The following is a 10,459-nucleotide window of genomic DNA, read 5'->3' as shown; positions in this document are numbered from 1 at the left end:
AAAGTTTTATGTCTTTCGACAGCTCAATGAATTCTGAATTTATTTAATATCTTTCGATATTGAATTGACTGTGCTGAATAATTACCGAAGTAACTATTCTGTTGGTCACTCAGTTTAAATTGAGACTCTAAATTTGTTTGCCTCGTTACTTGCTCAATAAAGAACGAAGTAGCTTGGCTGTTAGAACTCAATCTGTACGAGTGCCCACACAGATGATTGCTTTATATTGTTAAAGAACGTTGCGATTAAAGCGTTTAACTTTATCTCGCTAGGGCTGCGCATATTACGCTTTCCTATTTTTTTGTCAACACTTAATTTTGTTAAACTTGAAAGTTTTTGAAACTAAGTTTTACTCGACTGACTGAGTAGCTCGTGCCTCGCTATGCGTTGCGCTCTGCCGTCTCAGTGGGGTCGCATTATAGGGAGATCCGAAAACAGATCAACCCTTTTTTGAAGAAAACTTGAAATAAATGACTGTTCGAACAAAATTACAACTAAACGCTCATTTTAACCACTAAAAACTGTGGTAAAGAGCGGTTTAACTAGTTTACTTTAAGTTTCCAACCACATTTTTTCTGATACTTAATCTCTTGATTTAGCTCACTTGCCATTAATGGGTGGTTTTTTAACCAATCGTTTTCAAATTGAATAGCTAACTCTTCATTTTCAGCTGTTATCTTAAAGTTAGGCAAGACATCATCTTGGCGGCGCATAGATAAAATAACGGCAACACGTAATAGTCGAACGATATACGTTGCAACGTTACTGTGCGCACCTAAATGATCTAAACATCCTTTTTGAAGGTCTGAACGATGGCTGTTGGCAATCGCAACGATCACTTTGTGTTCTGATTGCGAAAAACCTGGCATATCGGTATTTTCTAAAATGTAAGCGGTATGTTTGTGGTATTGCTTGTACTCTATTAATAAACCAATCTCATGAAGTTGCGCCACCGCATTTAAAAGCGGTAATCCACTTAATGCTTCTATCGGCCAATAGTGATTAACCTCGCTAGCTAATTGTAAAGCTAAGCCGGATACTCGCGATGCTTGCTTTTGATCCACATGATAACGATTCATAAAACCATCAATCGTACGTTGACGAATGTCGTTATTATGCAGTTCCGGTAGCATGCTATATAAAACACCTTCACGAAGCGCGCCACCAGCCAATCCCATTTGTTCTATTTCTAGTGACTCAAACAGTGCAATTAAGATAGCCAGCCCAGATACAAACACTAAACGTCGCTCTTCACTTAACCCTGGCAAGTCGAGTTCAGCTATAGTCTCATAAGCAATAGATTGTTCTTTAATGGTGTATAGCTTTTCAAGGGTGAGCATTTCATTTAAATTTTGTGCCACCATGATTTCTTGAATAGCTTGTACGGTCCCTGACGCACCAGAGGCAAGTTGCCAACCAGCCGTTTTATACTCAGGCGCTATTTCATCAATAACAGTACGCGCGGCTTCAATAGCAGTATTAAAGTTCGCTTCATTTAACTGGCAATCTTTAAAGTAGCGTTCAAGGTAAGTTACACACCCTATATTAAGACTTTTATAGTGACGTGCTTCAAAGCCTTGACCAATTACCACTTCAGTACTCGCACCACCAATATCAATAACTAGCTGTTTGCCCGCACATGAAGAAGTGTGCGCAACTCCTTTGTAAATAGTTCGCGCTTCTAGCTCACCACTAATAACATTAACTTTATGGCCTAATATTTTTTCAGCACGTAATTTAAAGTCGTCGGCGTTGGTTGCTAAACGAAGTGTTGCAGTGGCAACAATGGTGATGTTTTTCTTGGGAATATCTTGCAAACGTTCCGCAAACAAGGCCAAACACTCCCAGCCTCGTTGCATAGCCTCTAAGCTCAATAGATTATTATCATCAAGCCCAGCGGCGAGTCTTACTTTGCGTTTGACGCGACCTATTGTTTGCAAGCCACCCGCCACTGATTTGGCAATAAGCATATGAAAGCTATTTGAGCCCAAATCAATGACTGCATATACATTTTTTTGCGGTTTAAGTTGCCCCACCGTTCAAAAACCTCTAGTTACGAATACTATCAAACTAACGGTCGGTTAAGACCGTCCTTTTTGGTAACCATTATTTGGGCGACGTCCGTTGTTATTACTACGATTACGTGGACCGGTAGAAAAATTACGTTTTCTGTGAATAGTCGGCTTGGTCAAATCATCTAGCAATGCACTTTTATCGTAATGCGATAAAGGGATGCTGTGCTCGATGTACTCTTCAATTTCATGAAGGTTATAAGCATACTGCTCACACGCAAAGCTAATTGCATGACCCGAAGCGCCTGCACGAGCTGTACGACCAATACGGTGAACGTAATCTTCGCAATCATCAGGTAAGTCAAAGTTAAATACATGACTTACTTCTGGAATATGTAAACCACGCGCAGCAACATCGGTAGCCACTAAAAAGTCTAGCTCGCCTTTACTAAATTGCGCGAGTATTGATTGACGTTTCTTTTGGTTTACATCACCGGTGAGCATACCCACTCGATGTCCATCTGCTTTTAACCATGCATACACAGTTTCACAGCTGTGTTTGGTATTTGCAAAAACAATGGCTTTCTCAGGCCATTCTTCTTCAATCAAGGTTAACAACAGCTTAATTTTATCTTCTTGTGAAGGATGAAATAGCTCTTCTTGAATACGCTTACCCGTTTTTACATCGGGTTCTATTTGCACATGCTCTGGGTTTGTCATGTGTTCAAATGCAAGCTCTTGTACACGATACGACAGTGTGGCAGAGAATAATAAGTTTAAACGTTCTGATGTATCCGGCATACGACGGAACATATAACGGATATCTTTAATAAAGCCTAAATCGAACATACGATCGGCTTCATCTAGCACGACTACCTCAATTTCATTAAGGGTGTAACAGCCTTGCTTGTACAGATCTATTAGGCGACCTGTAGTACCAATTAAAATATCAACGCCTTTTTCTAGTTGTGCACGTTGTTTTTCGTAATCTTCGCCACCATATACTAAACCTAAGTTAAGATTACAGTGCGGCGCTAAAATTTTTGCATCTTTGTGTATCTGAATCGCAAGCTCCCGAGTTGGGGCCATGATCAGGGCTCTTGGATGTTTACTAGGTGCTTTGCTAGATTGTAATAACCGGTGGCATGTGGCGGTTAAAAACGCCAACGTTTTGCCTGTACCTGTTTGTGCTTGGCCCGCAATATCGCGCCCTTCACAAATAAACGGTAGGCATTTAGCTTGAATGGGTGTGCAATATTCAAACCCACTTTCGGTTAACCCGGCAACCACTTCCGGTGCAATAGCAAAGTCTGAAAACTTTTTATCGGTCAAATGTGTCTTAGTCATAGCGTTTAAGCATAACGTTTAAACTTGCAATAAGAAACAAGAGTGTTTAAATACGCACTAAATATTTCGCCTAACTAAACCGGAGAGCGCAATGAGCGAGAAAATAATCCAAATTACCGACGATAGCTTTGAAGCTGACGTATTACAATCAGACAAACCTGTACTAGTAGACTTTTGGGCTGAATGGTGCGGACCGTGTAAAATGATCGCCCCAATTCTAAGCGAAGTTGCTGAGGAATTTGATGGCCGTGTAACGATTACTAAATTAAACATTGACCAAAACGCAGGTACTCCACCTAAATTTGGTATTCGTGGTATTCCTACACTACTACTTTTCAAAGATGGTCAAGTGGCTGCAACTAAAGTAGGCGCACTATCAAAAACACAATTAGTTGAGTTTTTAGAAAACAACATCTAAGTGTAAATTTATAAAAAAAGGGCGCTCAGCCCTTTTTTTATTATTTATTTTACAGAAGTACTGGACGCTGCAGTAATGACCTGCTAGTTTATAAAGCCAACTAATCCTTAGTTATATTCAACAAACCTCACTCAACGATCTAATAAAGCGATTTTGAGTATGACAACTGTAATAAAGAACCCACCAATATGCATTTACGCGAATTAAAAGACAAGTCTATAAAAGAGCTTGTAAACTTAGCTGAGTCCATGGGGCTCGAAAACGTAGCCCGCTTAAGAAAGCAAGACATTATTTTTGCTATTCTTAAATCCCATGCCAAAGGCGGAGAGAATATCTTCGGCGGTGGTGTATTAGAAATTTTGCAAGATGGTTTTGGCTTTTTAAGATCATCAGAAGCTTCTTACTTAGCTGGCCCAGATGATATTTATGTATCTCCAAGCCAAATTCGCCGCTTTAGTATGCGTACTGGCGACTCTATTTCAGGTCTTATTCGTCCGCCGAAAGATGGTGAGCGTTACTTTGCTTTACTTAAAGTAAACGAAGTTAATTTTGATAAACCTGAAAACTCTCGCACTAAAATACTTTTTGAAAACCTGACACCACTACATGCAAACGAACGTTTTCGTATGGAACGTGGTAACGGCAGTAAAGAAGATATTACCGCACGAGTTCTTGATTTAGCGTCACCCATTGGCCGCGGCCAACGTGGTTTATTAGTGGCACCGCCAAAAGCGGGTAAAACCATGTTGCTACAAAATATTGCGCAATCAATCACACATAACCACCCTGATGTTACATTAATGGTTTTACTTATTGATGAACGTCCGGAAGAAGTGACTGAGATGCAACGCCTAGTGAAAGGTGAAGTTATTGCATCAACATTCGATGAACCAGCATCTCGCCATGTACAGGTTGCTGAAATGGTTATCGAAAAAGCAAAGCGCTTAGTTGAGCACAAAAAAGACGTGGTGATTTTACTTGATTCAATCACACGTTTAGCACGTGCTTACAACACCGTTATTCCATCATCAGGTAAAGTATTGACCGGTGGTGTAGATGCTAATGCATTACATAAGCCTAAACGTTTCTTTGGTGCTGCACGTAACGTTGAAGAAGGCGGTAGCTTAACAATTATTGCGACTGCGCTTATTGATACCGGCTCTAAAATGGATGAAGTTATCTACGAAGAGTTTAAGGGTACGGGTAACATGGAACTACACCTTAACCGTAAAATTGCGGAAAAACGTGTATTCCCAGCTATCGACTTTAACCGTTCTGGTACGCGTCGTGAAGAATTACTTACTAAGCCTGATGAGCTCCAAAAGCTGTGGATTTTACGTAAGATAGTCCATGACATGTCAGAAATTGATGCCATGGAATTTTTAATCGATAAACTATCAATGAGTAAAACCAACGATGAGTTTTTTGATTCGATGAAACGTCAGTAATCTGAACGCTGGTGAAATAAACATTTTTAAATAAAAAAGACACCAGATGGTGTCTTTTTTATTTTTAGAGTAAATCAGCTTATCCGTATTGCTTAAGCAGTACCAGCAAGTCATTTACTAATGTTGTTAACTTTTGAGTGTTAATTTGTGACTGAAGTAATTCATCATCTAGTGCTTTTGCCACTAATGCTATTTCTTTAAACTCAAACATTTGTGCCGCACCTAAAACTCGGTGGCTATCTTTTTGCAGCGATTTATAATCTCCAACTTTAAAATGCTGTTCAATTAGCTCACTTTCTGTAATCAAGCTTTGTTTAAAACTCGCTACTAAATCACTCATATCTACATGGATACTTTCTGTCGATGAATCTTCATTTGCTGAACTTAAGTATTTAGCTAAAACAGTGTAAAAAGATTCTTTGTCTATTGGTTTTGCTAAATAATCGCTAAAACCAAGTGATAAGTAGTGATCAATCTCGTGGCTCATGGCATTGGCCGTTAACGCTAAAATAGGCTGCTCATAACCACATTGTTTGAGTAGTTCAAACGCAGAAATACCATCCATAACGGGCATTTGAATATCTAAAAGCACCAAATCTGGATATAGCTTTAAGCTTTGCTCTACTGCTTGCTCACCGTTTTCAACGGCAATTACTTCAAGTCCTAGGGAGTGTAAATAGCGACTGATCAGTTTGCGGTTATCACTGTGATCCTCAGCAAGCACCACCTTACCCGATAACAACCTATGCCCTTCACCCGATTTAGCCTGTATATCATCATGGCAAACTTGCTCTTCAACTTGTATACAAGGCAAATAGAACGAAAACTCACTGCCCTTTTTAAACTCACTCTGCACGCTAATATAGCCACCCATCATCGCGGCTAACTGCTGCGACAAACTCAAGCCCAAACCGGTACCGCCAAAACGTCGGCTAATGCTGTTATCTGCTTGGCTAAAGCATTCAAAAATAAGCTTAAGCTGTGAGGAGCTCATACCAATTCCGGTATCTTGAATACAAAAGAGCAGCCCTTGATCCGTTTTGCTAACAGCAATTGTTACGTGCCCCTTATGAGTAAACTTAATGGCATTGGCGCATAAATTAATAAGTATTTGTTTTACTCGAGTTAAATCTAGCCGCGTAAAATAGGTATCACCTAACTGACTCTCTAATATCAGTGACAAGCCTTTCGCTTTAGTTTGTGGAGAAAACATAGCATGAACATCGTTGATCAATCGCACCATATCAAAACAGCTAATGTTAAGTTCTAGCCTGTTTGCTTCGATTTTACTTAAATCAAGCACATCATTAATCAGGCTTCTTAAGTGCTCACTTTGTCGTTGTATTACCCTAAGCTCATCTTGTAATTGCTCAGCCTTGTACTGACCACTAATAAGATCGTCAGTTTGCGCCAAAATAGCGGTTAATGGCGTTCTAATTTCATGGCTTATATTCGCTAAAAACTGGCTTTTAACTTCGTTAGCTTCACGCAGCTCTTGCGCCACACTTTGCAACTCTTTGGTGCGCTGTTCAACTTGCTCGCTCAGCTTTAACTTCGCTTGTTTTTCTGTCCGGCGTTTATAAACAGCAATTACTGTAATTAAAATCAATATGGCAACAATCACTAATAAGAATGTCAGCTGTGAACGTTTAGCTATTTGTAATTCTTGTAAGTATTGTTGCTGTTTTAATTGTTTAATTTCTTGGTTTAGCTGATTTGATTCAAACTGAATTTGAAATTGACTGACCGCTTTTGAGGCTTCTTCGGTATTAACACTGCGCTGATAATCAACATACTGTTGATGCAAATTTAACGCTTTTTCATAATCCCCTAAGCTAGCATGGATCAGCGCCTCAACCCCCAAACCGTCTTTTATGCGCATGCCATTATTATACTCTTTGGCAAGCGTAATTGAACGCTCTGAGGTTTCTTTGGCATTTTCTGTATCGCCTTGCACAAATTGAACAGTCGATAACACGTGTAAGGCAGCCGCTAGTAACGACTTATTATCAGCCTCAAGTGCAAACTGTTGCCCTGCATTAGCATGATATAACGCGACATCAAATTTATTTAATTTAAGATTAATTGTGGCTAAATTGGTGTGCTTAGTCGAAAGCTGAAAGGCGTTATTAACACTTTGATAGTAGCGCAAAGCTAATTGGTTGTAATGCAACGCTAACTGGTACTGCCTCGATTCAGTGTACGCCACACCCATGTTACCGTATACCTGTGCAACGCCATCGTCATCACCAAGCTCTTGAAAAACTTTTAAAACCTCACGATACATCTCAAGCGCGGACTCATACCGAGAGAGACGAATATAAATACCGGCGATATTATGTAATATATCGGCTTTATCTTGTGCGCTCCCCTCTTTTTCATAAATGACTTTGGCTTGCTGATAATAATCGAGGGCTAGCTCCATGTTATACATATCAAAGTAAGCGAGCCCAATATTACTGAGTAAGTTAGCCTGTTTAATCGGGCTTTTAAGGGTAATGGCAATGTTTAACGCGCGATTATAATCAACGACCGCTTGTTGCACTAACCCTTGATAATAAAGCACCACGCCTTGCATTTTAATTGCACGAAAATAAAGTTTTGGCTGTTCTTTAAGGGTGCTATTCGCCTCTAGTAATTTAAAATACTTTAGTGCATTAGCTAAATCACTCTGTGTAAACGCCAGCTCCGCTAAGTCACTGTAAATGGTCACGCGTTGTAAATTTGGAAGATCAGGGTTAGCTAATATGTCTGTTGCAAGGCGGTGCTTTTCAGTCCATGTTTGCTCAAGATCGAACTGCTCAAACAAACTTGTCTGCTCATTGGATAAAGCGTCGTTTGATGCACCACTCAGTACAACCAAAAGACCAATAAAGCAGATGCGCTTTAACCGAGTCAGCATAAAAATATCCTTTAATCCTTGCTAGCCATAATAAAATGACACCCAAACAATATGTAAACATCTAATTTAGACCAATATAAAATAGGCATTCACGCCCACTCCTTGGGGTTTAATGTTACTTAGGTGTATGATAATTTGTTCAAGATACACCAATTAATAGATTGTAAACAATGCTTAACCCACTGATAGATGAGATTTTTGAACTATTAATCAATAATAAAGTGTGGATGGTTCATACTTTAGCATCGGAACTAAAAGAACGTGGGTTACTTGATACCTTAGCAGCTGATCCTGGGCGTGATTTATTTAAACGTAATTTTTTAATTATGAATGCACTTTATCAGTTACAGCAGCAAGTTATGCCAAAACAGCAGCTACTGATTAAAAGTTTACACATTGAACTGGTGAGCGACCCTCGCCAAAACCAACTTCACCCAAACGATCCGCTGCGTGACTACTACTTAAACTGGCAAAACTTTGAAACATCAACAGCAGAAATTAACGCATTATTAGATAGCTTTTGGCAACGTTTCAGTAAGCCTAAACAACATGAAGCGCCTTTAAGTGCTCAGCAACATCAGCAATTAATCGCTCGCTGGCAATTAGTACAACCAATTACCTTAAAAACATTACAAAAGCGTTGGCGACAACTAGCCGTTCAGCATCATCCAGACAAACAAGGGGGTGATAATGAAGTGTTTAAACAATTAAAAATGGAATATGAGCAACTCAAGGCGAGCTGCTCATCTTAAAACGTAAAACTAGCGCGTCAGGCGACGAGCACGGATTTTACGCCCTTTAATATTGCCTTCGGTTAATTTACGTAACGCGGGTTTAGATGAGTTACGCTCTACCGCGACAAAAGCCACGTTATCAAGTACATTAATTTTACCCACTTGGCGCCCTGCTATACCATCTTTACCTGTTAATGCCCCTAAGATATCACCCGCGCGCACTTTTTGCTTTTTACCCGCATCTATCATCAATGTCACCATTTCTGGCTTGTAAGGAGGCTTATCTAATAGGTTATAAGATGGCATTGGCTCAGGGGTAAAATCACGCTCATAGTGGTCACCAATTTGCGCTACTTTAAATTGCTCAGCATCACCGTAAATAGAACACGCAATGCCTTTTTTGCCCGCTCGCCCGGTACGCCCTACACGGTGAACATGCGTTTGTGGATCATGCGCTAAGTGATAGTTAATTACCATGTCCATATCATCAATATCTAAGCCGCGTGCTGCTACATCGGTTGCCACTAAAATAGACGCACTCTTATTGGCAAAATGAATCAGTGTTCGCTCACGGTCACGCTGCTCTAAATCGCCATGCAATGCAACGGCGCTGAAGCCTTCATCGGCTAAATCATCACATACTTGCTGTGTTTCTACCTTGGTATTACAAAACACCACACAACTTTGTGGGGTAAATTTAAGTAATAGTAATTTAAGGGTTGGATAACGTTGCTTATTATTATCCATTTTATAGAAGTATTGCTTGATAGTGCTTTTTTCTTGCTGCTCTTCTACTTTAATCATTTCAGGGTTGCTCAGAACACGCTTTGCAATGGCTTCGATTGATTTTGGAAAAGTCGCGCTAAATAACAATGTTTGACGATTTGATGGAATACACTCAATTATGGCATCGAGGGTGTCTTGAAAACCCATATCAAGCATTTGGTCGGCTTCATCAAGTACCAGCGTTTCAACATCATCTAAGCGCAATGTACCTTTACGAATATGGTCGTCAACTCGCCCTGGTGTACCTACAATAATATGCGCACCATGTTCAAGTGAGCCAATTTGAGGACCAATTGATACCCCGCCACACAAAGTTAAAATTTTAATATTATGAATACCGCGTGCTAATTTACGCATTTCAACCGCTACCTGCTCTGCAAGCTCACGGGTTGGGCACAGCACTAACGACTGAATACGAAAGCGTTTAACATTTAGCTTGGCTAAAACGCCTAGACTAAATGCCGCTGTTTTACCTGAGCCTGTTTTCGCTTGGGCAATAATATCTTTACCACTTAAAACAGGAGGCAGGCTTTGTGCCTGTACAGGAGTCATTTGGGTGTAGCCGAGTGTTGATAAATTATCAACTAACCCAGAAGGTAAGGCCAACGATGAAAAAGCAGTTGCAGTCACAGTAAATTCCATAGCAAAAAAATAACTTGAGAAAAGTCTCAATAAATATGCGGCTAATAATAGCAGATTTAACAATTAGCAACCATTAACAACGCACGATAAAAAGTGCAAATAAAGATATTGCAAATGATAGTTATTTTCATTAAGATCTGCGGCGTTTTACTATTCTAATAACTCTAAGC

At 39.9% G+C, this 10,459-nt stretch carries 7 protein-coding genes; 3 read left to right on the top strand and 4 right to left on the bottom strand.

Annotated features, from left to right (window positions below; translation table 11 throughout):
* Positions 1-542 precede the first annotated feature (542 nt).
* A complete protein-coding gene (gppA, locus tag N523_RS0109335) occupies positions 543-2,036 on the bottom strand; it encodes a guanosine-5'-triphosphate,3'-diphosphate diphosphatase (protein WP_028834849.1) in 1,494 nt (497 codons plus the stop codon).
* Positions 2,037-2,081: 45 nt separating this feature from the next.
* On the bottom strand, positions 2,082-3,359 hold the full coding sequence (gene rhlB, locus N523_RS0109330) for an ATP-dependent RNA helicase RhlB (RefSeq protein WP_010392673.1): 1,278 nt from the start codon (positions 3,357-3,359) through the stop codon (positions 2,082-2,084).
* A 91-nt stretch (positions 3,360-3,450) separates the two neighbouring features.
* On the opposite strand from rhlB, the gene trxA reads away from it, so the two are divergent.
* Entirely contained in the window at positions 3,451-3,777 is a 327-nt protein-coding gene (gene trxA / locus N523_RS0109325) for a thioredoxin TrxA (RefSeq protein WP_013463750.1), read from the top strand.
* Between the two features lie 188 nt (positions 3,778-3,965).
* Positions 3,966-5,225: a transcription termination factor Rho gene (rho, locus tag N523_RS0109320; RefSeq protein WP_013463749.1), complete on the top strand. Its 1,260-nt coding sequence runs from the start codon at positions 3,966-3,968 to the stop codon at positions 5,223-5,225.
* A 79-nt stretch (positions 5,226-5,304) separates the two neighbouring features.
* Here the strand turns inward: rho and N523_RS0109315 are convergent, their stop codons facing one another.
* Positions 5,305-8,127, bottom strand: a complete 2,823-nt coding sequence (locus N523_RS0109315) for a tetratricopeptide repeat protein (protein ID WP_028834850.1) — start codon at positions 8,125-8,127, stop codon at positions 5,305-5,307.
* Positions 8,128-8,297: 170 nt separating this feature from the next.
* On the opposite strand from N523_RS0109315, the gene N523_RS0109310 reads away from it, so the two are divergent.
* The gene (locus tag N523_RS0109310; RefSeq protein ID WP_024601995.1) at positions 8,298-8,879 is read left to right on the top strand and encodes a DNA-J related domain-containing protein; all 582 of its coding nucleotides are present in this window, start codon (positions 8,298-8,300) and stop codon (positions 8,877-8,879) included.
* A 9-nt stretch (positions 8,880-8,888) separates the two neighbouring features.
* Here N523_RS0109310 and dbpA read toward each other — a convergent pair whose 3' ends face one another.
* On the bottom strand, positions 8,889-10,277 hold the full coding sequence (dbpA, locus tag N523_RS0109305; protein ID WP_028834851.1) for an ATP-dependent RNA helicase DbpA: 1,389 nt from the start codon (positions 10,275-10,277) through the stop codon (positions 8,889-8,891).
* Positions 10,278-10,459: the final 182 nt, after the last annotated feature.

It is taken from the genome of Pseudoalteromonas sp. 23_GOM-1509m (assembly GCF_000518425.1).
In the GTDB taxonomy this organism is placed as follows: Bacteria; Pseudomonadota; Gammaproteobacteria; order Enterobacterales; family Alteromonadaceae; genus Pseudoalteromonas; species Pseudoalteromonas tetraodonis.
The sequence above is the reverse complement of the archived record's forward strand: the minus strand, read 5'-3'. Positions and strand labels throughout refer to the sequence as shown.

Coding starts and splice junctions, on each gene's coding strand:
- rho (WP_013463749.1), top strand. CDS start 3,966: ATGCATTTACGCGAATTAAAAGACAAGTCTATAAAAGAGCTTGTAAAC.
- trxA (WP_013463750.1), top strand. CDS start 3,451: ATGAGCGAGAAAATAATCCAAATTACCGACGATAGCTTTGAAGCTGAC.
- rhlB (WP_010392673.1), bottom strand. CDS start 3,359: ATGACTAAGACACATTTGACCGATAAAAAGTTTTCAGACTTTGCTATT.
- N523_RS0109315 (WP_028834850.1), bottom strand. CDS start 8,127: ATGCTGACTCGGTTAAAGCGCATCTGCTTTATTGGTCTTTTGGTTGTA.
- N523_RS0109310 (WP_024601995.1), top strand. CDS start 8,298: ATGCTTAACCCACTGATAGATGAGATTTTTGAACTATTAATCAATAAT.